Here is a 22,830-nt window from a genome sequence, read left to right as displayed (position 1 = left end):
TAAAGGAGTTTCGAACCGGGTAGCACAAAGGAGAACGGATGAAAACAGGCAGCGGGCGGGCAACCGCCAAGATTATTTTAATCGGCGAGCACGCCGTGGTGTACGGGCAACCCGCCATCGCCTTGCCGGTGGCCAGTGTGCCGCTGACCGCGACGCTGACGCCAACGACAGACGGCCAGCAAGTCGTGACGAGTAGCTTCTACCAAGGAAGCCTGACGGCGGTCGGCAGCAGCCGCTTTGCCGCCATCGCCACCTTGCTGCGCCGCTTGCTGACTTTTTTCGGTGCGCCGCACGCCGGGTTTCACCTGACGATTACGAGCGCCTTGCCTGCTGAACGGGGCATGGGCAGCTCCGCGGCTACGGCAGTCGCGGTGACCCGCGCCGTGTATGATGCCTTTGACACGCCACTGGCCGCAGCGACCCTGTTGAACTGGGCCGCGCAATCCGAGCGGCTGCTCCACGGCAACCCTAGCGGCCTTGACGCGGCAACGGCGAGCGCCAAGCGGCCGCAGTGGTTCATCAAGGGCCAGCCGCCCTTGCCGCTGGCTTTGCCGACGCGCGGTAGCTTGGTCATTGCCGACACCGGCATTCCTGGCCAAACCAAAGCCGCCGTGGCGGCCGTAGCCAGTGCCCTGGCGGCCAACCCAGCGCCGACTCAAGCGCACATCGCAGCCATCGGCGCGGCGACGCGCCGCGCGGCCATCGCCTTGGCCGACTCCGACCTACCGGCGCTGGGTCGCGAATTGAACGTGGCGCAAACCCACCTCGTTGCCCTCGGGGTCAGCCACCCGCGGCTGGCGCGCCTAATTGACGCCGCCACGGCCGCCGGCGCGCTTGGCGCCAAGCTCACCGGCTCCGGCCAAGGTGGCTGCATGATTGCCCTCGCTGACTCGCCGGCAGCCGCTGAGCAAATTCGCGCCGCGGTGACCGCAGCCGGCGCCGTGGCCACTTGGCAACTGAATTTTGCAGAAAGTGAGGCGCGGTCATGACCACCGTTACCGCTCGAGCCCATACGAACATCGCCTTGATCAAATATTGGGGCAAACGCGACGCTGCGCAAATGTTACCGGCGACCAGTAGCGTGTCAATGACTCTGGCCGATTTCTATACCGATACCACCGTCACGTTTTTGGCCGACCAAGCCGCCGACACGTTTACCCTTGATGGCCACCCCCAGCCGGTGCCGGCCAAGGTCACTGCCGTGCTCACCGAGATTCGCCGGCTGGCCGGGTGGTCGCGGTCCGCGCAAGTCCGCTCCGTGAATCACGTCCCCACCGCCGCCGGCTTGGCCAGCTCGGCGTCAGCGTACGCCGCCTTGGCCTTGGCCGGTTCACGTGCCGCGGGGTTGGCCCTGTCGCCTCAAGCGTTGTCGCGCCTGGCGCGCCACGGCTCCGGCAGTGCCGCGCGGTCGATTTTCGGCGGCTTGGCGATTTGGCACCGCGGCAGCGGCGACAGCGATTCGGTGGCCGAGCCCCTGCCGATGCCCAACCTGGCCTTGCGCATGATCGTCGTCGTCGTCTCGGCGGCGGCTAAAATCATCAGCTCCACGCAAGCCATGGCCAACACCGCGGCCACGTCGCCGTTTTATCCGGCCTGGGTGGCGACTAACGAAGCGGCGGCGCAGCAAATGGTCGCGGCGCTGGCGGCCAGCGATTTTCCGCGCATCGGGCACCTCACCGAGCAAAGCAGCATGCAAATGCACGCCACCATGCTGGCTGCCGACCCAGCGTTCACCTATTTTCAACCGGCCACGTTGCGCGTCTGGCAACTGGTTCAGGAGTTACGGGCGGCCGGTGTCCCGGCGTACGCCACGATGGATGCCGGGCCAAATGTCAAGATCTTGACCCTGGCCGCCCACGTGGACGCCATCGTCGCCAAGCTCACCCCGGAATTTGGCCAGCAGTTGCGGGTCACCGGCCCGGGACCAGCCGCCACTGTATTGGAGGAGCGCCCATGACGCAATCACTAGGTTCCCACCGCAAAGATGAGCACGTCATCTTGGCCGAAAAATACTACACCGAAACGGCCACCGCCGGCTTTGCCGACGTCCGGCTAATTCACACCGCCTTGCCCGAAGTCGACCTCAGGCACGTCACCGTCACGCCGACCCTATTTGGCTGGCACTGGCCGTTTTTCATCAACGCCATGACTGGCGGCTCGCCGCAAACCGGGCGCTACAACGCCGCCTTGGGCCGCCTCGCTGCCGGTGCCGACTTGGCCATTGCCAGTGGCTCCCAGTCCGTGGCGCTGCGCGAACCCGCGTTAGCGCCAACCTTCACCGTCCTCCGGGAGAATCATCCGGCTGGCTTCATCCTCGCCAACCTCGGCGCCGGCCACCCCTGGGCCGACGCGCAGGCGGCAATTGCTATGCTCGCCGCCAACGCCTTGGAGTTGCACGTGAACAGCGTGCAAGAGCTGGTCATGCCCGAAGGCGACCGTGACCTGCGCTGGCTGGCCAACATCGGGGACATCGTGGCCCAATCTCCCGTGCCCGTCATCGTCAAGGAAATTGGCAACGGGATGAGCGCCGCCACCGTCGCGCGACTACAAAGCGTTGGCGTCAAATACATCGACGTCGGCGGCCGCGGCGGCACGAACTTCGTCACGATTGAAAACACCCGGCGGCCGGCGCGCGACTACGGGTATCTTGAAGACTTCGGTCAAACCACGGTGGAGTCGCTGCTGGAAACCCAGGGGCTCACGCGCATCGCCACTGGCGGCATCCGCAATCCCCTCGATATCTTAAAGGCCTTACGCCTCGGGGCCAGTGCCGTGGGCGTCAGCGGTCAGGTGCTACACTGGTTGATCCAAGAAGGCGAACCCGCCACCGCAGCCCACCTCGCTTCTTGGCAGGCGCAGTTGCCGCAAGTCCTTGGTGTCCTCGGCGCCAGCAATCTAGCAGAACTGACTGAGGTGCCGGTGGTGCTGAGCCCCACGTTAGAAAGCTACGTCCGCCAGCGCGGGCTGACGCTTCCGCAATAAAAAAAGCGCAACGTTGTCGTTGCGCCACTCCTCAAACGCGTAATCCCTTCGGATACGCGTTTTTAATTGTGCCATTGACTTGCTTGCCCAGCGCGAAGCCCTTCTCGTCGAGCGCCAACAGCACCCAAGCCTTTAAGGCCGTCGCCCGCTGCAGGGTTTCCCCATGGCGGTAGCTGGCATATTCGGCGGGCGTTACCGCCACCACGTGCCGAAACGAAGCCGCCGGATAAGCCGTGGCGAGACTATGACTGCCTTCGAAGCGATTCTTCTTTAACGTGCCGAGGTGCAACCCGCCACGAATCACGCGGATGTGGTCCCACGCAGGCGTCCCCACCGGCAAGACGAATACCTGATCGCGCACGGCGTACATCGTTCCGGCCGGCAGCGGCACCTGTAACGTGTCCTGCCACCAAGCCGTGACCAGCGCCGCCTCTGCGCGCCCCACTACCCGCGGCTGGGCTAGCTTGACGCGTGGTGCGTCACCGGCGGCTTTTTGAAACTTTGCGACAAAATGACCTTCGCCGGCCACCAAGTGCGGCCAAAGCCGGGCGGTCAACGCCAAGTCGGCTGCCCCCGCAGCAAACTCCGGGCGGCCCGGGGCGATGCCGGCGACGCGGTCGATGGGCTGCAAAGTCAAGCCGAGGTTAGCCGTTGCCCACGCCGCGATTTGCTCGTCTTCTTCAGGCGCAAAGGTGCAGGTCGAATACACCAGCGTGCCGCCGGGCCGCAACATTTTTACGGCCTCGGTGAGAATCTCGCGCTGGCGGCGGGCACATTCCGCTGGATACGCCGGCGTCCAGTATTGCATGGCTGCCGGGTCCTTGCGAAACATCCCCTCCCCGGAGCACGGGGCGTCGACGAGAATCCGGTCGAATACGCCGGGCCACTGCGCTGCCAGCGTGGCCGGATCGCTATTGGTCACCACCACGTTGCGCAAACCGAAGCGCTCGACGTTGCTGGCCAAAATCTTGGCCCGCCCAGGGTTGATTTCATTGGCCACCAACACCCCGGTGTCACCCAGGTAGCTGGCCAGCTGCGTCGTTTTGCCACCAGGCGCGGCGCATAAATCTAAGACCCGCTCCCCGGGCTTCGGTGCAGCCACCGTGCCGACAAACTGCGCGCTGGGCTCTTGACCATACACCAGCCCCGCGACATGATCGATGCCGTTGCCTGCGACCTTGCCGTAGTAGCCCCACGGACTCCATGGCACCGGGGCCGCGTTCACCGTGGGGGCCGGTTGCCGCAACGGGTTGATGCGAAACCCGCTATACGCTGGAGCATCGAAGCTCGCCAAAAACGCCGGCGCCTGCGTGCCGAGTAAACGGGTGTATTTTTCGCTAAACCCTGCTGGTAACATCTCAACCCCCATGTTCTTGTTCGCGTCGCACCTGCATCTGAGTCAGCCCTAACCGCAGCCCTAAGGCGAATAACGCCCAGCCGCCGATCACGCACAGCCACAGATGAATCGGTTCGCTAAAATAAAACCACCACATCGACGCCGCCAAGCCCAAGGCGCTGGTTCCCGCGACGTGCATCACGCCGCGCAACCACAACCCGTTCAGGTAGTGTTGCCGTAGCGGCGCCAGCAAGGTGGTTGGCGTTTGCCATAACGCCACCAGCATGGCCAAGGCGGTGATCACCACCAGCCCCGCCAGCAACCCAACGCTACGCAGCAACGTCTTGCCATTGTCCGCCCACCAAGAATTGCCGGCGGTGGTTTGATAATGATACGCGCTGACCTTGGTCGCGTGAAAAATCCGCGTTAACTTGGCCTTAGCCGCTTGGGCCCCGCCCCCATCGACTAAAATTTTAACGTCGTTCAGCCGAGGGGCGCTCGGCCCGGCGGCGCTGGCGTTGGTAAAGGTCACCCGGTTTAACGGACTCGCCTTGCGCGTGGCGACGACGCCAATCACCGGCAAATAGCGGCCAGACTCAAGCGCATAGCGTTGGCCGCTGCCCGTGTACAAGTCCCCAGTTAACGCCGAGCCCACCACCAACACCGGCAAATCGGTTTGCATGTCGGCGTCAGTGAACCACTGGCCCGAACTCAGCGGCAACGTATTGGGGTCATCCTTGCTGTAAACGAAAATCGTGTCCCCAGCTTGAAACTGAACAGTGAGGTGGTCGACCTCAGCCGCCTTGAGCTGTTGCGCCGTGTCCGCCAGCGTCTGCGTCGACTTGGTGGCATAACGCTGGGCGTCTTCGGTCACCCCAAAATGATCCAACCGGTCCGCATACGCCGATTGGTCGTGCAACGACCACGTCCACCCGGCCAACAACACCAAGCCAAGCCATAACAAGTCGATGAGCAAGAAGCGTTTCACGGCGTCATCCTTTCAGTGCAACAAGTACACACGTTCATTAATCGCATCAAAGCGCGGGAGCGCCTGATTCATGGCCAATAGGCGCCGATCCGGCACGAAGCGCGCCAACTGCCAGAACAGTCGGCTGTTGGTCGCCCCGAAGCGCTCGCCAATCACAAACAACTGCAACTGGGGAAACGCGGCGCGCATCACCTGCAGAAAATGCGCGTCATTTGGCTCGTGGTCAGGACTCCAGGCCATCACCACCGCATCTACCTGGACGCCATAGCGCCACAGCGCCGCCGTCGCGCCGGCGCGCGTCACCGGCACCAGCGGCGTGCGGCCGGTCACATTTTCGCCGACCCAGCTTTGCGGATCCGTGGTGATGACAGCATTACCCGCGGCGTGCAAGGCGGCGCTTAGATAGCCGTTACCCGCCGCCACTTCCAAGTAGCGCTGGGGGCCAAATGCCGCCGTCCAGCGCTTCGCCAAGGCCTGCGACACAAAGCTCCACATGCCGTAGTGATAGGCGATGTACTGCCGAAAATTGCGCAGTAAGGCATCAAGGCGCCGCAAGCTGGCATCCGTGGCCCCGGCGAGGCGGCCAGCGAGATAATCAGCCGGCGTGATTCCCAGACGCGGCAAGGGCTGCGCCGGCAGCTCACGCCGCGCCAACGCCGCCTGCCACGCCGTCATGGCCGCCACTTGCGCTTGCAAGCTGGGCACTGGCGGCACGGCGGCCGTTAACTTCTCCCAATAAGCCATGCGCCCTCCATAAAAAAGGCCCGTTTCCGGACCTGCAACTAATGAATGCCCAGTGCCATCTTGGCGTAGCGACTGAGCCGATCGGGGCTCCACGCCGGGTACCACACCAGGTGAATCTCGACAGAATTGATGCCGTCAATGGCCTCGAGGACCTGATGAATATCATGATCCAACATGTCGGTCAACGGACAGCCCATGGTCGTCAACGTCATTTCGACGGTACAGTGACCGGCTTCATCCAGGTCCACGCCGTAGATGAGACCGAGATTAATCAAGTCGATGCCTAACTCGGGATCGATGACTTGCTCTAACGCGGACAGAATCTGTTCCTTCATCCGGTCAAAGTAGGCTGTATCCGTGGTTTCTTGCGCCATGGTGCCACCTCCTGTTATTCGTCGGCCTTTAACACACCGCCGACAGCGTAGTGTTCCTTTTTCATTTCGTTGAGCACGATGTGAATGTGTTCTTTCGGGGCGCCGGTGTTCTTGGCAATGGCGGCCGTGACGTCTTGCACCATGGCGCGGAGTTGCTCGGGCGTGCGCCCTTCAATGAGATCGATATGAACCAGTGGCATCTGCTTGCTCCTTTGCTAGTTGTTGGGTTCATTATAGCGAAAATGACGCCGCATTGGTAGCCCGCCACTGACTTACGGATAGTAACGCAACGTCAGGTCCTCCGGGCGCGACACCGGCGTCGCCCCGGCCGCAATCAGCGCGTTGGTGCCTTGGCCCAGCGGCGCATCGAGGCGATTCGGCACGGCAAATACGTCGCGGTTAGCCGTCAGCGCAAAATTGGCCGTGATTAAACTGCCTGAATGCGCAGCGGCTTCGGTGACCAACACGCCATGGGCCAGACTGGCAATCAGCCGGTTGCGGGCCACGAAGCGATACGGGCGCGGCGGCGTGCCCAATGGATATTCACTGATGACGAGACCGGCTGCGGCAATCCGGGCCTGCAACTCACGGTTGGTCGCCGGGTACACGACGTCTAAGCCATTGGCAATCACCGCAATCGTCGGCCAGCCATGCGCCAGCGCCCAGTCATGGGCAAACGTGTCCGCACCATTGGCCAGCCCGCTGATGATGCTCCAATCGGCATGCGCGGGCGTGAGCTGATTCAACGCCTGGTGGGTATAGCGACTCGCCCGCCGCGCGCCGACGACGCCGAGCGTGGGCCGCGCCAACGCGGCCCAGTCGCCGAGGTAAAATAAGACCAGCGGCGGCTTCAGCCCTTCGGCTAGCCGGGGCGGATATTCCGCGTCCACCCGGGTGACGTAACGCGTGGCTGCCGCGAGCCGAGCGGCCTGTTTGGCGAGTTGCCCATCCTGCGCGACGGCACGTTGGGCCGGGGTCAGGTCGGCGGTCAACTCGGCCGTCCCGGCTTGCGTCAATAACGTGCTCACCCCGGCGGTCACCACCGCCGGGTCCTGCGTCCAACTGGCCAGATACCACCGCAATAAAAATTCGCGCACCAACATCGCGCCACCTCCTGAACCAAAAAAAAACCGCGCCTTCACGATGTAAGTACGCGGTTAGTTCATAATTGCCCGTGGGCGAGGCCGGCGGCTTTCACCGGACTAAAGCTCAGGCGGTGAATCGGGCTGATGCCCAACGCGGCGAGGCCGGCCAAGTGACGCTTGGTGCCATACCCCATGTTGTCGGCGAAGTCATAACCAGGATAGCGCTGATCATACATCTGCATCAGGCGGTCTCGGGTGACCTTGGCAACGATGCTGGCCGCGGCAATCGAGATGCTGTTGGCGTCACCTTTGATCAACTTCCGCTGGGGAATCGCCACGGGAATGTGCATGGCATCCACCAGCAGAAAATCAGCTGGCACGCGCAGCGCGGTGACGGCCTGCGCCATGGCCAACTCGGTGGCGTGATAAATATTTTCCCGATCGATCATGTGGTTGTCCGCCACGCCCAGAGCCACGGCCAGCGCTTGGCTAATAATCTGCGGATACAACGCCGCGCGTTGATGCGCGGACAGCTGCTTACTGTCGTTCACCGGCAGGGCAAAGTCCGTGGGCAAAATCACCGCGCAGGTCACCACCGGTCCCGCCAACGGCCCGCGCCCCACCTCGTCAATGCCGGCGACGTGCGGGTAGCGCGCCCACAACTCGCGCTCATAGCGACTGCGGTAGCGCAACGCCACGGCGGCTTCGCGCACCACATCCGCTTGGTGGTGCAGGTGATCCAGCAACGCTTGAGCGCCAACGCGGGAATCCGCCGCCAATTCCGCGAGCAGGTCCGGGTCATCCGGTGTGGCCGCTGCGCGCCGCCGCAGCTCAGCGAGCGTCGTCATCGTCGGCCTCGAAGTCCGCCGGAACCTCAAGCGTATAGCGCCCGAGTTTACCCTGCCGCGCATCGAAAATAATGCGCTCGGCCATGCGATTATAATCGGCGCCGAAGCCATTTTTTTGGCTCAGGTGCACCATCAAGTCGCTATCGCTTAACGCCATGTCTGTGGCATTCAAGCCATACGCCACCCGGAATTGCTCCGGGTAGAGCCGACGGAACGTGGCCAGGCCGAACATCCCCACGGTATCTTCTTGAAACACGGCATCGGCAATGGCCCCAGTGAGCGCGAGTTTCTGGCCGATCAGCTCGTCTTCAAACTTCGGCCACAGGATGCCTGGCGTGTCCAACACCTGAAACGTGTCGTCAACGGCCAGCCACTGCTGGTTCTTGGTCACCCCGGGGCGGTTGCCGGTGACCGCAATGTTCTTGTGCACCAGGCGGTTGAGCACCGTTGACTTGCCGACGTTGGGGATGCCGATACAAATGGCGCGAATCGCCGGATTGCGAATGCCGCGGGCCTTTTGCTTGGCAATCTTGGCCGCCATCAGCTGCTTGGCCAAGGCCGGCAGCTGATTTAGCCGCTTGGCGTGTTGGGCATCGATGGCAATCGCCTCGTCGCCACCCGCGCGAAAATGGTCCAGCCACAGCTTCGTCTTTGCCGGGTCGGCCAAGTCTTGCTTATTCAACACCATGATCCGCGGCTTTTGCCCGACGATTTGGTTCATCATCGGGTTGCGGCTAGATTCCGGGACGCGGGCGTCGACGATTTCTAACACGACGTCGACTTGCTTCAGGCGCGCTTGGACCTCCTTGCGCGCTTTGGCCATGTGACCGGGGAACCACTGAATTTGTGCCATTGGGTTAAACTCCTTTGCTGATGCGGCGAATGAATGGACTGAGTGGCGAGTTGGCTCGGGTTCACGACACCGGTCCTGGATCAGGGCCCCACTATTGCTTCGGCGGCAGCTTGGCCTGCCAGCTGGGCAGTTGGTCCAAGAACTTCTTGGCTTTCGGCGTGACGCCAACCAAGTCGAGGTAGATACGATCCAACACGCGCCGCAGCTCCGTTTTCGTCGCGTCGCCCACGGTGATCGAATGCACCGCCCCTAACCGAATCGTCGAAAATTGCCGCAGTAAATACATGGCCTTAGGCGCCACGTGGAACCGGTATGGATCTAGCCGCCAGTGATCGCGACACAAGACGCCACCATATTGCTCGGAAAAATCCAGCGGCAAATCGCTGCGCCCGCACACGACGCACCCCTGCCAATTCGGTGCGACCCCGAAGGCCTCTAGCAGCTGGACCTCGGTGATGTTGGTGACCACCGCCGCATCGATGCCGCCATCGATCAGCCGCAGCGAGTCCACCGCCTGCCCGTACCAGCGAGCGATCGGTTCGCCATCGGGGAAGGCCTGGTCGATTAACGCCAAAATATACGTGGCGTGCGCGTTCAACGTGATGTCATTGGCAATGGATTGAAACTGTTCGGCGTGCTTAATGGCGGTCAGGTAGGACAAGCCGGGATCATTCACCGTGCCAACGTATTCGCCCAGCGTAAACGGCAGAATACCGGCGGTCAGGCGAAACCCCGGCTTGCGCGCGCGGTGCAACAAAAACATCTTCTTGCCGAAGCGGTCGGTTAACAGCTTCACGAGCATGTCCGACTCGCGATAATTATGGCGGGCCAACACGATTCCGCCGAAGTCTCCGACCGCCTTACTCATTGCCGCAAATCCTTTTTGTTATAGCCCAGGCTGCGCAAATACTGGTTGTTGTCGCGCCAGTTTTTCTGCACGCGGACCCACAGCTTCAAGTTGACCCGGTCGCCCAGCAAGCTTTCGATTTCACGCCGGGCATTGATGCCGATTTGCTTCAGCATCGCGCCGCCCTTGCCGATGATGATGCCCTTTTGCCCCGGGCGCTCGACGATGATATACGCTTCGATGATCAGCTTGCCGGCCTCGGTGCGGTCCTTCATGCGCTCGACTTCAACCGCCACGGAATGCGGAATCTCGTCGTGCGTTAGGTGTAAAATCTGTTCGCGAATCAACTCGCCAACGACGAAATACTCGGGATGGTCGGTGAGCTGGTCGGCTGGATAATACTGCGGGCCAGCCGGCAGCGCGGCAGTCAACGTCGTCAGCAATTCCTCAACGTTGTTGCCTTGCGTGGCCGAAATCGGAAACACCTCGGCAAACTGGCGGGCGGTTTGGTACTGCGTGATGCGCGGCAATAAGTCATCGGGGTGGACCAGGTCGATTTTATTGATGACCAAATACACCGGCTTCGTGACGTGCTGGAGCTGATTCAAGATGTACTGATCACCAGGCCCCATTGCCTCATCGGCGGCCACCATGAATAAGACGGCATCGACTTGATTTAAGGTCGACAGCGCCGCGGCGTCCATGTAGTCATCCAGCGCATTTTTCGGCTTATGAATCCCCGGTGTGTCGACGAAGACGATTTGCGCGTCTGGCGTCGTGTAGATGCCGTTGATCCGGTTGCGCGTGGTTTGCGCCTTCGGTGACATGATGGCCACCTTTTCGCCGAGGATCCGGTTCATAAACGTCGACTTCCCGACGTTGGGGCGGCCGATGATGGCCACAAAACCCGATTGATGTTCGCTCAAGACAAGTCTCCTTTTGTGAATGCCCCTGGTAATAACGCCGCCACGGAGGTCCGCTGCGTCTGCCCCTGCAGATTGGTCAAAATCACCGGGGACTCTGGGGCCATGAATTCCGCCAGCACCTGGCGACAGGCGCCACAAGGGGCGGTGGGCCCGGCGGTATCGGCAATCACCGCCAAGCCAGTAAATTGTTTGGCCCCTTGCGCAATGGCGCTAAAAATCGCGTTGCGTTCAGCGCATAAGGTGAGCCCGTAGCTGGCGTTTTCGACGTTGCAGCCGGTGATGATGCCAATCTCCGTCGCCACCGCCGCGCCGACGGCAAAGTGCGAATACGGCACGTAGGCGCGCTGTCGCACCGCTGTGGCCGCTTGAATCAAAGCCGCTTCATCCATCGCCCACCTACCGTTTCAAGCCAAAGTCGGCCAGGATTCGTTTTTGCAGCGGAATCATGACGGCTTCGTCTTCGGGCTTGATGTGGTCGTAGCCGTTCAGGTGTAAGAAGCCGTGAACGACGGTGTAGCCCAGCTCGCGCTCGAAGCTATGCCCATAGTCCTTGGCCTGCTCGCGGACCTTGCCCGGCGCGATGAATAAATCGCCAATGTCACGCGGCACGGCGGTGAAGCCGTGGAGCTCCTCGTGTTCGTCCTCAATGGCAAAACTAATGACGTCGGTGACGCGGTCGGTGGCTCGATACTCGCGGTTGATCCGGCGAATCTCGGCATCTTCAACGATGGTGATCGCCATTTCGGTGTCGGCGCGCAAATGCAATGCCTGCCCGCAAAATGCCACCAAGTCTTTCACCAACTTGACGTGCGCCGCCGTCAATAAATGATCGTCATCAAAAAATTCCAGATCCATTTGTTCTCCTTTATTGGGCCGTGGTGTCGTAAGCGGCAATAATCTTGGCCACCACTGGATGCCGAACGACATCCGCCGCGGAAAAATGCGTGAAGGCGATTTGCGGAATGTCGGTCAACAACTGCGTCGCTTGAATCAGGCCAGACTTGGCGTGATTCGGCAAATCGATTTGGGTAATGTCGCCGTTAACAATCATCTTCGAGCCAAAACCCAGCCGCGTCAGAAACATCTTCATCTGCGCCTGCGTCGTGTTTTGCGCCTCGTCGAGAATGGCAAAGGCATTATCCAACGTCCGCCCGCGCATGTAGGCCAGCGGCGCAATTTCGATGACGCCGCGATCCATCAGCCGCGTGGTGTGCTCGCTACCGAGAATCGCGTATAAGGCATCGTACACCGGCCGCAAATATGGATCGACTTTTTCCTTCAAGTCCCCCGGTAAAAAGCCCAGACTTTCGCCGGCTTCAACCGCTGGCCGGGTCAAGATCAGCTTGTCGACTTCGCCGGCCTTCAACGCGGCCACCGCCATGACGACGGCCAGGAAGGTTTTCCCCGTGCCGGCCGGGCCGATGCCAAAGGTGATGTCGTGGTGGCGAATCGCGTTAATGTATTGGCGTTGCCCAAAATTCTTGATGCGCACCGGTTGGCCCTTGGCGTCTTTGATTAGCGATTCGGTATACAAATCGCTGAAATATTCGAGGGTGCCGCGAGTCGCCATATTGAGTCCGCTGGTGATGTCTTGCGCACCGAGGGCAATGCCTTGTTGATGCAAGCCGTGTAGCTGCACCAGCAGTTGATAGGCCTGGCTGACAGCCGCACTAGGTCCTGCCAAGCGCAATTCCTGACCGAACGGGGCAATCGTGATTCCCAGTCGGGTTTCGATGAGTTTGAAAAATTCGTCGTTGACGCCGGCTAAGGCAATCGCCTCTTCCGGGGTGCTCAGCGTGAATGTTTTATCGCTGGTTGTTTCTGCCAAACAATGGCCTCCGTTCTGTGGGCGCCAGGCGCCGAAATTACTACCAGTTTACCATAATCTCGCAAGAAAAAAGCAGCGACCAGAGTCGCTGCTTTAGCCTAGCTGCGCCTTGACGATGCGGTTGACCAGCGCCCCGTCAGCTTGACCTTTAACTTGCGGCATCAAGGTCTTCATGACCTTACCGAAGTCCGCCTTGCCGGTGGCGCCGGTTTCGGCAATCACCTTGGTCACCAAGGCGGTGACCGCGGCTTCGTCGAGTTGGGCTGGCAGGTACTGCTCAACAATGGCAATTTCTTGCTTGACGCCGGCCACGAGATCCTCGCGCCCACCATTTTCAAATTCGGTCAGGCTTTCCTTGCGCTGTTTGAGTTCAGTGGCCAACACGGCCTTTTCCTCATCAGCCGACAAGTCGTGTCCCGCTTTGATCTGCGCATTTTGCAGCGCAGCCTTCAGCATCCGCACGACGCTTAGCGTGACCTTATCATGGGCCTTCATGGCCGTTTTCATTTGTTCGTTTAGTTCGGTGGTTAATGACATGGTTCCCTCCTTCATCGCCCGCAGTCGCGCGCGAATAAAAAACGCGAACCCACTGGGCTCGCGTCGAAGCTTTAGAACTTCTTCTTCTTGCCTCGCTTGCGCGCAGCTTCAGACTTGAGCTTACGCTTAACGCTCGGCTTTTCGTAGAATTCACGCTTGCGGTATTCGGCTAACGTACCCGACTTCGATACGGAGCGCTTGAAGCGCCGAAGAGCATCATCGAGAGATTCGTTTTTCTTAACGACCGTCTTTGCCATATGATATCCCTCCCTCCGACACTGTGTAACCACCAGCGCACGTCCGCTAACAGTTCTAGAATATTATAGCGAAGCATTGCAACAGCGTCAATACGGCATTTATAATTTTTGTCATTTTTTGCGCTTTTCTGCCGTGGTATGATGGCGGTAACAATCCGAAAGGCGGTATCCGAATGCAGACGCTTAATCTCTACATCATCTCAGACTCCATCGGCGAAACCGGCCTCAAGCTGGCACAGGCCGTAGCGGCGCAGTACCCCGACGCCACCGCGCATTATTTGCGCTCCCCCTTTGTGCACACTGAAGACAAGCTGATGAGCATCATCGATCAGGCCAAGCAAGACCATGGCATCGTCATCAGCACCTTGGTCACGCCCGGCCTGGGTAAACTAGCCAGCAGTTACGCTAAGGAAGCCGGGATCCCGTTAATCGACGTTTTGTCGCCAATCCTGGCTGCCGCCACCGCCGCCACCGGGGTGACGCCCAGCGGCATCGCCGGCGCTAACCACGATTTGAACGAAAAATATTTTGATCGCATCTCTGCCATGGAGTTTGCCGTATTGTACGACGACGGCAAAGACCCCAAAGGCTTCCTCGAAGCCGACATCGTGTTGCTCGGCGTGTCGCGCACCAGCAAGACCCCGTTGTCGCTGTTTCTTGCCAACCGCAACCTGAAAGTGGCCAACCTGCCCTTGGTTCCGAACGCGCACATTCCAGACGAAATCTACCAAATCGATCCGCAGAAAATTATCGGTCTCACCACCGACGCCTCGGTCCTGATGGCATTTCGCCGCCAGCGCATGATTGCCTATGGACTGAATCCAGACACCGCCTATTCCGCCCGTGACTCCGTGAACGCCGAGCTAAAATACGCCACCGACCTCTACGCGAAGTTGGGCTGTTACGTGATCAACACCGCCAAGCGCTCCATTGAAGAAACCGCGATGCTCATTCTCGAGCACCTCGGCATGGATACCCAATAACCCACGACAAAAAGCCCGACTGGCGCACCAGTCGGGCCCACACCAATGACCCGCCCCGGCATGCCGGCGCGGGTCATTTGGTTGCTTCAACCTTGCAGGCAATCAGGTCATGACGCTGATTGTCCCAGTGCGATTCCGGAATCGCGCTGCGGCCCTACGCAGACGTCTCTGCGCAGGTCATCACCACTTTGCCCGGCCAGGCAAGCTCAAAGTAGCGATGCGGCTGAAGCAGTTGGGCGAATAATGCTGACGGCCCGAGTCTGTGTGATATCACCGGCCGGCGAAACTCACACGTGTCGTGACGCAATGACCGACGGATCCGCTAGGCACGGCAAGCCCTGAGCGAATGGTGAGGAGAAACGCAATGTTCTCACTCATGTCCGCGTGGCGAGATGCGCAGTTGGTCCAAAATGGCCATTGCGTCACGGGCCTGTTCATCTCGAGCTGCGCGGGCTGCGCCGATAATGCGCGGTCAGGAGATTCACAGGCAGGGGCGAATGATGCTGGCGGCCCGCAGCCTGAACCAAGATTACTGGCGGTTCCCACCTGAGCAATATTGCTGGCGCTCTTACCTGGACGACATGGTGCTGACGGTCCGAGTCTGTGTGAGTCAATTGCCGGCCGGTGATGATCCCTACACCTATAAATGTCATTGAGATCGCCAAATGTTAAGGTCGCTTGGTTAACTATTTTTAAAAGCCTATTCTAGCGCGGGTTTGCGCCGCTGATTTTGATGAGAGTTTTCTCATTTTTTCGGTAATCGGGCTCGCGGAACAAAAAAACCGCCAGGCATTTCTGCCTGACGGTCGTGGTGCAGATCCGTCTGTGAGATTAAAGCGCGTTAGTAGCACCCTTGTAAACAATCCCGCGACGAGAATCAACGGTGATGATTTGGCCATCGGTGATGGCAGTTGTCGCGTCGGTCGCGCCAACAACGACTGGAATGCCCATCGCAATGCCGACAACCGCAGCATGACTCGTCAAGCCGCCGTTTTCAACAACTAAGGCAGAAGCCTTTTCGATGGCTGGCAGGTAGTCCTTGTCGGTGGTCTTCACAACCAGGACGTCACCCTTTTGCATCTTGGCCGCTGCTTCCGCAGCGTCAGAAGCGATGACCGCCTTGCCGACAGTGGATTCGTCGCCGACGCCAGAGCCTTCAACCAGCTTGGAGCCGATCAACTGAGCCTTCATGACGTTGGTCGTCCCGGTTTCGCCAACCGGCACACCGGCAACGATGAGGATCAAGTCGCCTTCTTCAGCGAACCCGAGCTCTTGGGCCTTCTTGGTGGCCAATTCGAACATGTCGTCCGTGTTAGCCGGCTTCTCAGCAACGATTGGGAACACGCCGCGAGAAATCGTCAAGCTACGCTGGGTCTTCTCGTCAAACGTTACGGCAAGAATATCAGCGTTTGGCCGATACTTGCTGATCATGCGAGCAGTAAAGCCAGATTCAGTGGCAGCCACGATGGTCTTGACGTGCATCTTTTCAGCAGTCAAAGCAACCGCACGGCCGAGGGATTCGGTGATGGTTTCCTTACCGAAGTCCTTCAGCTTCCAGTCTTCGCCTTGGTTCATGTGCTGCTCAGTGTATTCATCGATGCGCGCCATGGCCGCAACGGATTCAACTGGGTAGTCACCATTGGCGGATTCGCCGGACAGCATCGTCGCGTCGGTGCCATCGTAAACGGCGTTGGCCACGTCAGAAACTTCGGCACGCGTTGGGCGTGGGTTTTCCTGCATGGAATCCAACATCTGCGTCGCGGTGATGACCGGCTTACCAGCGGCATTGGCCTTTTGAATCATGGTCTTTTGCACGAGTGGTACTTCTTCGAATGGAATTTCGACACCCATGTCACCACGAGGAACCATCAAACCATCGGAGACCTTCAAGACGGCATCGAAGTTGTCGATCCCTTCTTGCGATTCGATCTTCGGGAAGATCTGCACGTTCAGCGCGTCTTTTTCTTCAAGCAATTCGCGGATGTCGAGAATATCCTGCGGCTTGCGAACGAAGGAAGCGGCGATGAAGTTGATGCCGTGGTCCAAGCCGAAGCGAATGTCATCGGCATCCTTTTCGGTGATCCCTGGCAGGTTGATGCCGACGCCAGGCGCGTTAACACCCTTCTTACCGCCAAGCACACCATTGTTTTGAACAGTGGTCACCAATTCGCGGTTGGCTTCGTCTTTTTCGGTGATGAGCATGTCGAGTAAGCCATCATCGAACAGCACGTGGCCGCCCACGTGGGTGTCATCGTACAGGCCTGGATACGTAACGGCAATCTTCTCCTTCGTGCCGGCCAATGAGTCGTCCATGGAAATGCGAACAACATCGCCAGTGTGGAATTCGATCTTGCCATTCGGCGTATCCTGAACCGTGGTGCGAATTTCGGCACCCTTAGTATCCAGCATAATCCCAACGGTCTTGCCGGTGATCTTCTCAGCTTCGTGAACCATGTTCAACCGGCTCAGATGTTCCTCGTGATCACCGTGTGAGAAGTTAAACCGGAAAACGTTAGCCCCCGCTTCAATTAACTTAACAATGATATCGGTCGTGTTGGAAGCAGGACCGAGCGTGCTAACGATCTTGGTTTTTTTCATAAATGGAATCGCTCCTTTAAGCAAATTTTGTCAAAGTGACGTGTATGTCAGTTTTAACCAGCAATTAGAAAGACAGATCCTGTGCGAGATCGTACAGGGATAATTCGGCTTGGTGCTTGGCATCGAATAAATCGAGCATCGGGTGACTCACCAGTTTGTTGTTCTGGATCCCAACAGCCAAGCCGCCCTTGCCTTGCAGCAACAGCTCTACCGCGTAGGCGCCCATTTGTGACGCCATGACCCGGTCGCGGGCGGTTGGTGAACCGCCACGCACCACATGACCGAGCACGGTTGCCCGCAACTGGAAGTCGCCGTATGCACTGAGTTCCTTAGCAAACTCATCGGCGTGCATGACCCCTTCGGCCAACACGATGATGGCATGCTTTTGGCCCAGTTCACGGGACCGGCGCAGGCGATCGGCAATGGCCTTCACGTTGAATTCGTGTTCAGGAATAATAATATCCTGAGCACCACCGGCTACACCAGCCCACAAGGCGATGTCACCGGCACCACGGCCCATGACCTCAACCACGAAGGTCCGCTCATGGCTGGCCGCAGTGTCGCGCAAGCGGTCGATGGCTTCAACCACCGTGTTCACCGACGTGTCAAAGCCAATCGTAAAGTCGGTGTACGGGATGTCGTTGTCGATGGTCCCGGGCAGGCCGATAGCGTTGTAGCCATGTTCGGTCAAGCGCAAGGCCCCATGATAGGACCCGTCACCACCGATGACGACCAAGGCCTCGATGCCAAACTTGTTCAGTTGCTCAATGCCGCGCAACTGACCTTCTTCTTTGGCGAATTCTGGATAACGTGCGGAGTACAACATGGTGCCCCCACGTTGAATCTTGTCCCCAACGGTGTGGAGGTCCATCTTGAAGATGTCCCCGGCCACTAACCCGGCAAAGCCGTAGTTAATGCCGTAGACCTCAAGGCCTTCATGTAGCGCCTTGCGCGCCACGGCGCGAATTGCGGCGTTCATGCCTGGGGCATCCCCGCCACTGGTCAAAATCCCAATGCGTTTCATCATTTCACCTCATGCGTAGTATTGTGGCGACGGCTTCTTCACCACTCTCGGTGGACCCGGCGTCCCGAATCCAAGCCAAAGTTAAGCATATCACTTTTCAGAAAAAATGTCGCCAGTGGGCCGAATAATTTACGAATTTTGCTTGGCGCCGGCCCGCGGGCGATACGCCACGTTTGCCGCCCCGATTAACGCGGTCAGTTGCGCCGTCAAGGCAGGACTTTGGGTCACCCAATATTGTCTCGCCAACAAGACACTTTCATGGTTAACCGCATTGACCGTAATCACCGGAATGTCCCCGCGATTTGCCGCAAGCGTTTTCAGCAAGGCGGCGCTATCGGTGAAGGCTGCCGGCAACTGCAAAAAAAGCTGCCCCGCCGGCAACGCGGCCAGCGCCGCCTCGCCCGTCGTCACCTTGGTGGCAATGAGTTGGAGGCCGTTCTTGGCCTCGGTGCGGCCGGTGACGACAATCACGGTGTTGTCCGCCAATGCCTTGACCTGCGGATATTGCTGCGGAAACACCGTTACCGACAAACTGCCGGTGGCGTCTTGACCGTCGATGAAGCCCATTTCCTGCCCTTTTTTGGTGCGGATGCGCTTGATGCGGCGAATGACGAGCACGACGGTGGTGGTTTGCGGTACGACTAAATCCGCCACGGCAGTCACCGGTTGGTAGGGCCGCAACGCGGCGACATAGCGATCCACCGGGTGGCCGGACAGGTAGACGCCAAGCACGGCTGCTTCGCGATCCAGGCGCTCGGTGGCCCCGTAATCCGGAATGGCCACGGGCTTAGGTTGCAAAACGCTGAACAATTCGACGTCGTTACCCGCCAGCCGAACCGACTCAATCAATTCGTCGAGGCCGGCGGTGGTAGCCGCCCGGTTTTGGCTGAAGCTGTCGAAGGCGCCGGCGTCGATCAATGGCAAAAAGTGATCGGGCTTCAGCCACTTAACGTCGAGGCGCTGTAAGACATCTCGCAAGGATTTGAAGGGGCCGGCTTGGCGCGCCGTCAACACGGCTTCGACAAAATCGCGGCGCATCCCCTTCACCGACATGAAGCCGAAGCGAATCGCGCCGTGGCTCAACGTGAAGGTCCAGGCGCTGGCGTTGATATCCGGACCTAATACGGTGAGTTTGCGGTGCCTGGCTTCTTGCAGGTACACGCGCAACTTGGCCGTATTGTTCAGACTGGCGTTCATCAACGCAGTGAAAAACGCAGCCGGGTAATGCTCCTTCAGGTACGCCAGCCAAAACGCCACCATGCTGTAAGCCACGGCATGCGAGCGGTTGAAGCCGTAATTGGCAAACCGGTCGATGTAGGCATACACCGTTTCTGCGGTATCCGCCGAGTAGCCCTTGGCCTTGGCGCCGGCGATAAACTTCTCGCGTTCGGCGGCCAACACCGCGGCTTTTTTCTTACTCATGGCGCGCCGCAACAAGTCGGCTTCGCCGAGACTAAACCCACCCATGGCACTGGCCACCTGCATGACCTGCTCTTGATACACCAAGACGCCATAGGTTGGCTTCAGGATCGGCTCCAAAGCGGGGGCCGGATAAGTAATCGGCTCGCGCCCATTTTTCCGGGCGATAAAGGTATCGATGTTTTCCATCGGGCCCGGGCGGTACAGCGCGTTCACCGCCACGACGTCTTCAAATGTGGTCGGCTGTAACTGTCGCAACACGCGGCGAATCCCGTTGCTTTCAAACTGGAACACGCCATTGGTGTCGCCGCGCGCGAATAGCTTCAGCGTGGCGGCATCATCCAGCGGAATCTGCTTGGGGTCGAACGGTTTGCCGGTGATACGCGTAACGGCCTCACAGGCGCTGGCGAGGATGCTCAAGTTGCGCAGGCCCAGGAAGTCCATTTTTAACAAGCCGAGGGCCTCGATGTCGCCCATCGGCACCTGCGTCTGGGCGATGCCATCGCCGCCGGTTTGCAGCGCCACGGTATCCGTCAGCGGCTCTTGCGCCAAGACAATCCCGGCGGCATGCGTCGAGTCGTGTCGCGGCAACCCTTCAATCGCCAATGCCGTGTTGAACAAGGCGGCGTTTTGCTCGCTGTCAGCGACCAGATTCTTCAGCGCCTGCGACCGCGAATAAGCCGTCCGCAAGTCGATGTGAAAATCGTTGGGAATGGCATTGCTCCACTTGGCCGCGTCGAATTGGCTGAGGCCAAACACGCGGGCCACATCGCGCAACGCCTGCTTGGCGCCAAACGTGCCAAACGTGATGATCTGCGCCATGTGGTCATCCCCATAGCGCTCGTGGACATACTGAATCAACTCGCTGCGCCGATTGTCAGGAATATCCAAATCGATATCCGGCATGTTGGCGCGGGCGGGATTCAAGAAGCGTTCGAACAACAGGTGATAGGCAATTGGATCGACTTCCGTAATGGCTAGCGCATAGCTGACCAACGCGCCGGCGGCCGACCCACGACCAGGGCCGGTCATGATGCCCACCTCATGCGCGTGGTTCATGACGTCCCACACGACCAGAAAATAATCGGCAAAGCCCATTTTGTCGATGACGCCAAGCTCGTAATCGAGCCGCTCACTGTAAGCCGCCGGCACCACCCCATCACTGAAGCGGCGGGTCAGCCCAGCAGTGGCAAGCTGGCGGAGGTAGTCTTTAGCCGGTTGCTGATTAGGCGTGGCAAAATGCGGCAACTGTGGCTGTTTGAATTCAATGGTCACCTCCGCGCGGGCCGCCAAGGCGGCTGTGGCAGCGACCGCCTGGGCCAACCCTGCCGCCTCAAAAGGGGCCGCGGCTTGCTCGGGTGGCATTAGCCAGTGAGTACCGGGATCCATCAAGGTCGGATCACGGCAATTCAGTTGGGTGCCGGCACCGATGGCCTGCAAGACGGTTTGGGTAAAGGCATCGGTGGGATCTTGATAGCTCACCGCACCCAGCGCCATTAAGGCCACGCCGGCGTCTTGGGCAAACCGAGGCAACGCCGTGTTCACGCTGTCGGCCGTAATCCCGATGGCCAGGCTCGCCGGGTGCTTGGCCGCCAAGGCGGCCAACTGGGTTTCAGCCGGCTGAGCCGACTCCCCCAGCAAGGTCTCACCCGGCACAATCGCCGCGATTTCGGTAAAGTCCGGCAATTCGGCCAGGCTCGGTAAGGTCTCCGCCAGTTTCACCGCCGAGGAGAGCCGTAGCAATTGGTGGTAGCCGGCGGTCGTTTCGGCGATCAACACCACTGTGGCATCCGCCACCGCGAGTTGCAGTCCAATCAGCGGCTTGATCCCTGCCGCCTGGGCCTGCCGATAGAAATCGACACTACCGTACATGACATTGGTATCCGTCAAGGCAATCGCGGTGTAGCCCCGGTCCTTGGCCGCGGCGACGATTTGCGCCACGGTCAGTGGGGATTGTAATAAGCTGAAGGCACTTTGGACCTGTAATTGAATAAACGTCATGTTGCCACCTCGGCTTCCATTATACCGAACTGACGCCCCAATTTGGTTGCAATTCAAAAGTGCCGTGTTAAGATAAACGTTGAAAAGAGGGATAGTATGCGATATATCGTGACTTTATTTTGGGGCATCATCCTCGGCCAAGTTGCCGGTTTCCTGATCGGCGCATTGTCCGGGGCGAGTTACGACCCAGCCACCAGCGCCATCGTAAGCGTTGTGTTCGTGCTGATTCTCTTCACGTTGCCCGCCATCATGAATCATTACACGCCAAAACCAGCTCAGGCAAAATCAGACGATCAATAGGCAACAGTAAAACACCGATGGACGCAATTCGCGCTCATCGGTGCTTTTTTTATTTCGTCATGTAAATGAATAACTCACTCGTCGAGAAGCCGACGTTAAACTTCACGCCATTGCTGCGAATGGTTTTAATCGTCGTCGCTGAGGAATCTTGGTCCTTGGTGGCCTTTTGGAAGGCACTCGCCACCTTTTTGGCATTGGCCCCAACGGCTGTGGCTAACAACCCGAACTGCAACCCAAATTGCTTCTGCTGGGTCTTGTTCTTCAACGCGCTCATTGGCACGATGTCAGCAATGCCCATTAGCTGGCCAGCTTGCACGTTGAGTCGAATCTTCCCACCGGCAGTCGCTACCACTTGCTTCAACCCGCTCACGCTGGCTGGCAGTTGCGCGTCCTTGGTCGCGGCAGTGGCCTTGGCCATGGCGGCCTTGATCGCGGCTTGCTGCTTAGCCATGGCGGCTTGTTGCGCCGGAGTCAGCTTGGTTGGCTTGGTGGTGCCGGCCGCCTTCAGTTGCTTTTGCACGTCTGCCGGCAAGGCGCTGGCAATCAATGCCTGGTTATATGTCTTCGCGATTTTTGCGTAGTCACCCATGCTCGTCGCTGCGGCCACCTTGGTGGTGACGGTTTTATTCTTGGCTTTGATCGTCACCGTTTGCTTAGCTGTGCTCACTGGTACGGTGATGACATATTTGCCATCGTTGACCTGGGCGTGCCCGCTGATTGTCTTGGCGTGGTAGCTCACGCGCTTGACGCCACCGGCATCGCCCTTGACCACAGCGACTAACCCATCGCGGTGATACGTGGTTTTCGTCGTGGTGAGTTGATGACCACAGCCCGCCAGGAGCATGACGCTCAACCCGGCCAACATCAGTCCGAATTTTTTCACATTAATCATCCTTTGTT

The 22,830-nt window shown here is 59.2% G+C and carries 23 protein-coding genes and 1 pseudogene; 5 read left to right on the top strand and 19 right to left on the bottom strand.

Translation table 11 applies throughout. From position 1 onward, the window contains the following. Positions 1-38 precede the first annotated feature (38 nt). The 3 genes from mvk to fni are packed head-to-tail and all read left to right on the top strand — an operon-like array spanning position 39 to position 2,982. Positions 39-989 (top strand): mevalonate kinase, encoded by a 951-nt coding sequence (mvk, locus tag FD02_RS03635; protein ID WP_056950545.1) that lies wholly within the window; start codon positions 39-41, stop codon positions 987-989. Continuing rightward, positions 986-1,957, top strand: a complete 972-nt coding sequence (mvaD, locus tag FD02_RS03630; RefSeq protein ID WP_056950543.1) for a diphosphomevalonate decarboxylase — start codon at positions 986-988, stop codon at positions 1,955-1,957. The genes mvk and mvaD overlap by 4 nt, the downstream gene beginning before the upstream one ends. After that, positions 1,954-2,982, top strand: coding sequence for a type 2 isopentenyl-diphosphate Delta-isomerase (gene fni / locus FD02_RS03625; RefSeq protein ID WP_056950539.1), 1,029 nt, complete (start codon positions 1,954-1,956; stop codon positions 2,980-2,982). The genes mvaD and fni overlap by 4 nt, the downstream gene beginning before the upstream one ends. Positions 2,983-3,013: 31 nt before the next feature. Here fni and FD02_RS03620 read toward each other — a convergent pair whose 3' ends face one another. The 15 genes and pseudogenes from FD02_RS03620 to rpsU form a co-directional block, all read right to left on the bottom strand. Next, positions 3,014-4,339, bottom strand: coding sequence for an RsmB/NOP family class I SAM-dependent RNA methyltransferase (locus FD02_RS03620; protein ID WP_056950536.1), 1,326 nt, complete (start codon positions 4,337-4,339; stop codon positions 3,014-3,016). Position 4,340: 1 nt separating this feature from the next. After that, positions 4,341-5,306: a hypothetical protein gene (locus tag FD02_RS03615; protein WP_054723575.1), complete on the bottom strand. Its 966-nt coding sequence runs from the start codon at positions 5,304-5,306 to the stop codon at positions 4,341-4,343. A 12-nt stretch (positions 5,307-5,318) separates the two neighbouring features. Next, on the bottom strand, positions 5,319-6,050 hold the full coding sequence (locus FD02_RS03610; protein ID WP_056950531.1) for a hypothetical protein: 732 nt from the start codon (positions 6,048-6,050) through the stop codon (positions 5,319-5,321). A 38-nt stretch (positions 6,051-6,088) separates the two neighbouring features. Further along, the gene (locus FD02_RS03605; RefSeq protein ID WP_056950528.1) at positions 6,089-6,424 is read right to left on the bottom strand and encodes a metal-sulfur cluster assembly factor; all 336 of its coding nucleotides are present in this window, start codon (positions 6,422-6,424) and stop codon (positions 6,089-6,091) included. 14 nt (positions 6,425-6,438) lie between these two features. Further along, a pseudogene (locus FD02_RS03600) lies at positions 6,439-6,627 on the bottom strand (2-hydroxymuconate tautomerase); the annotation flags it as partial. Positions 6,628-6,696: 69 nt separating this feature from the next. Continuing rightward, entirely contained in the window at positions 6,697-7,527 is an 831-nt protein-coding gene (gene dprA, locus FD02_RS03595; RefSeq protein WP_056950525.1) for a DNA-processing protein DprA, read from the bottom strand. 59 nt (positions 7,528-7,586) lie between these two features. Further along, a complete protein-coding gene (locus FD02_RS03590) occupies positions 7,587-8,357 on the bottom strand; it encodes a ribonuclease HII (RefSeq protein ID WP_054723225.1) in 771 nt (256 codons plus the stop codon). After that, a complete protein-coding gene (gene ylqF, locus FD02_RS03585; RefSeq protein ID WP_056950522.1) occupies positions 8,341-9,210 on the bottom strand; it encodes a ribosome biogenesis GTPase YlqF in 870 nt (289 codons plus the stop codon). The genes FD02_RS03590 and ylqF overlap by 17 nt, the downstream gene beginning before the upstream one ends. A gap of 91 nt (positions 9,211-9,301) precedes the next feature. Then, a complete protein-coding gene (recO, locus tag FD02_RS03580; protein WP_056950520.1) occupies positions 9,302-10,078 on the bottom strand; it encodes a DNA repair protein RecO in 777 nt (258 codons plus the stop codon). Then, entirely contained in the window at positions 10,075-10,983 is a 909-nt protein-coding gene (gene era / locus FD02_RS03575; protein WP_054723226.1) for a GTPase Era, read from the bottom strand. Before era ends, recO begins: the two co-directional genes overlap by 4 nt. Then, positions 10,980-11,372, bottom strand: coding sequence for a cytidine deaminase (locus tag FD02_RS03570; RefSeq protein WP_054723227.1), 393 nt, complete (start codon positions 11,370-11,372; stop codon positions 10,980-10,982). The genes era and FD02_RS03570 overlap by 4 nt, the downstream gene beginning before the upstream one ends. Positions 11,373-11,379: 7 nt before the next feature. Then, positions 11,380-11,838, bottom strand: a complete 459-nt coding sequence (gene ybeY, locus FD02_RS03565) for an rRNA maturation RNase YbeY (RefSeq protein WP_056950517.1) — start codon at positions 11,836-11,838, stop codon at positions 11,380-11,382. Positions 11,839-11,848: 10 nt separating this feature from the next. Then, a complete protein-coding gene (locus FD02_RS03560; RefSeq protein WP_054723228.1) occupies positions 11,849-12,811 on the bottom strand; it encodes a PhoH family protein in 963 nt (320 codons plus the stop codon). Positions 12,812-12,904: 93 nt separating this feature from the next. Continuing rightward, a complete protein-coding gene (locus FD02_RS03555) occupies positions 12,905-13,348 on the bottom strand; it encodes a GatB/YqeY domain-containing protein (RefSeq protein ID WP_054723229.1) in 444 nt (147 codons plus the stop codon). A gap of 71 nt (positions 13,349-13,419) precedes the next feature. Then, on the bottom strand, positions 13,420-13,605 hold the full coding sequence (rpsU, locus tag FD02_RS03550; protein ID WP_054723230.1) for a 30S ribosomal protein S21: 186 nt from the start codon (positions 13,603-13,605) through the stop codon (positions 13,420-13,422). Between the two features lie 173 nt (positions 13,606-13,778). Here rpsU and FD02_RS03545 point away from each other — a divergent pair, with 173 nt between their 5' ends. Next, a complete protein-coding gene (locus FD02_RS03545) occupies positions 13,779-14,588 on the top strand; it encodes a pyruvate, water dikinase regulatory protein (protein ID WP_056950514.1) in 810 nt (269 codons plus the stop codon). A gap of 831 nt (positions 14,589-15,419) precedes the next feature. Here the strand turns inward: FD02_RS03545 and pyk are convergent. The 3 genes from pyk to FD02_RS03530 all read right to left on the bottom strand — a co-directional run bounded on the left by pyk (position 15,420) and on the right by FD02_RS03530 (position 21,630). After that, positions 15,420-17,186: a pyruvate kinase gene (pyk, locus tag FD02_RS03540; protein WP_056950512.1), complete on the bottom strand. Its 1,767-nt coding sequence runs from the start codon at positions 17,184-17,186 to the stop codon at positions 15,420-15,422. Positions 17,187-17,250: 64 nt separating this feature from the next. Beyond that, positions 17,251-18,210, bottom strand: a complete 960-nt coding sequence (gene pfkA, locus FD02_RS03535) for a 6-phosphofructokinase (protein ID WP_056950509.1) — start codon at positions 18,208-18,210, stop codon at positions 17,251-17,253. Positions 18,211-18,339: 129 nt separating this feature from the next. Beyond that, positions 18,340-21,630 carry a DNA polymerase III subunit alpha gene (locus FD02_RS03530; protein ID WP_056950505.1) on the bottom strand — a complete coding sequence of 1,097 codons (3,291 nt, stop codon included), beginning with the start codon at positions 21,628-21,630 and terminating at the stop codon, positions 18,340-18,342. 96 nt (positions 21,631-21,726) lie between these two features. On the opposite strand from FD02_RS03530, the gene FD02_RS03525 reads away from it, so the two are divergent. Then, positions 21,727-21,930 (top strand): YjzD family protein, encoded by a 204-nt coding sequence (locus FD02_RS03525; RefSeq protein WP_054723232.1) that lies wholly within the window; start codon positions 21,727-21,729, stop codon positions 21,928-21,930. Positions 21,931-21,979: 49 nt separating this feature from the next. On the opposite strand, the gene FD02_RS03520 is transcribed toward FD02_RS03525, so the two are convergent. Then, complete coding sequence (locus FD02_RS03520; protein ID WP_056950501.1) at positions 21,980-22,813, bottom strand: hypothetical protein; 834 nt, start codon at positions 22,811-22,813, stop codon at positions 21,980-21,982. Positions 22,814-22,830: the final 17 nt, after the last annotated feature.

Source organism: Lacticaseibacillus nasuensis JCM 17158, assembly GCF_001434705.1.
GTDB lineage: Bacteria > Bacillota > Bacilli > Lactobacillales > Lactobacillaceae > Lacticaseibacillus > Lacticaseibacillus nasuensis.
The sequence above is the reverse complement of the archived record's forward strand: the minus strand, read 5'-3'. Positions and strand labels throughout refer to the sequence as shown.

Coding starts and splice junctions, on each gene's coding strand:
- mvk (WP_056950545.1), top strand. CDS start 39: ATGAAAACAGGCAGCGGGCGGGCAACCGCCAAGATTATTTTAATCGGC.
- mvaD (WP_056950543.1), top strand. CDS start 986: ATGACCACCGTTACCGCTCGAGCCCATACGAACATCGCCTTGATCAAA.
- fni (WP_056950539.1), top strand. CDS start 1,954: ATGACGCAATCACTAGGTTCCCACCGCAAAGATGAGCACGTCATCTTG.
- FD02_RS03620 (WP_056950536.1), bottom strand. CDS start 4,339: ATGTTACCAGCAGGGTTTAGCGAAAAATACACCCGTTTACTCGGCACG.
- FD02_RS03610 (WP_056950531.1), bottom strand. CDS start 6,050: ATGGCTTATTGGGAGAAGTTAACGGCCGCCGTGCCGCCAGTGCCCAGC.
- FD02_RS03605 (WP_056950528.1), bottom strand. CDS start 6,424: ATGGCGCAAGAAACCACGGATACAGCCTACTTTGACCGGATGAAGGAA.
- dprA (WP_056950525.1), bottom strand. CDS start 7,527: ATGTTGGTGCGCGAATTTTTATTGCGGTGGTATCTGGCCAGTTGGACG.
- FD02_RS03590 (WP_054723225.1), bottom strand. CDS start 8,357: ATGACGACGCTCGCTGAGCTGCGGCGGCGCGCAGCGGCCACACCGGAT.
- ylqF (WP_056950522.1), bottom strand. CDS start 9,210: ATGGCACAAATTCAGTGGTTCCCCGGTCACATGGCCAAAGCGCGCAAG.
- recO (WP_056950520.1), bottom strand. CDS start 10,078: ATGAGTAAGGCGGTCGGAGACTTCGGCGGAATCGTGTTGGCCCGCCAT.
- FD02_RS03570 (WP_054723227.1), bottom strand. CDS start 11,372: ATGGATGAAGCGGCTTTGATTCAAGCGGCCACAGCGGTGCGACAGCGC.
- ybeY (WP_056950517.1), bottom strand. CDS start 11,838: ATGGATCTGGAATTTTTTGATGACGATCATTTATTGACGGCGGCGCAC.
- FD02_RS03555 (WP_054723229.1), bottom strand. CDS start 13,348: ATGTCATTAACCACCGAACTAAACGAACAAATGAAAACGGCCATGAAG.
- rpsU (WP_054723230.1), bottom strand. CDS start 13,605: ATGGCAAAGACGGTCGTTAAGAAAAACGAATCTCTCGATGATGCTCTT.
- FD02_RS03545 (WP_056950514.1), top strand. CDS start 13,779: ATGCAGACGCTTAATCTCTACATCATCTCAGACTCCATCGGCGAAACC.
- pyk (WP_056950512.1), bottom strand. CDS start 17,186: ATGAAAAAAACCAAGATCGTTAGCACGCTCGGTCCTGCTTCCAACACG.
- pfkA (WP_056950509.1), bottom strand. CDS start 18,210: ATGAAACGCATTGGGATTTTGACCAGTGGCGGGGATGCCCCAGGCATG.
- FD02_RS03530 (WP_056950505.1), bottom strand. CDS start 21,630: ATGACGTTTATTCAATTACAGGTCCAAAGTGCCTTCAGCTTATTACAA.
- FD02_RS03525 (WP_054723232.1), top strand. CDS start 21,727: ATGCGATATATCGTGACTTTATTTTGGGGCATCATCCTCGGCCAAGTT.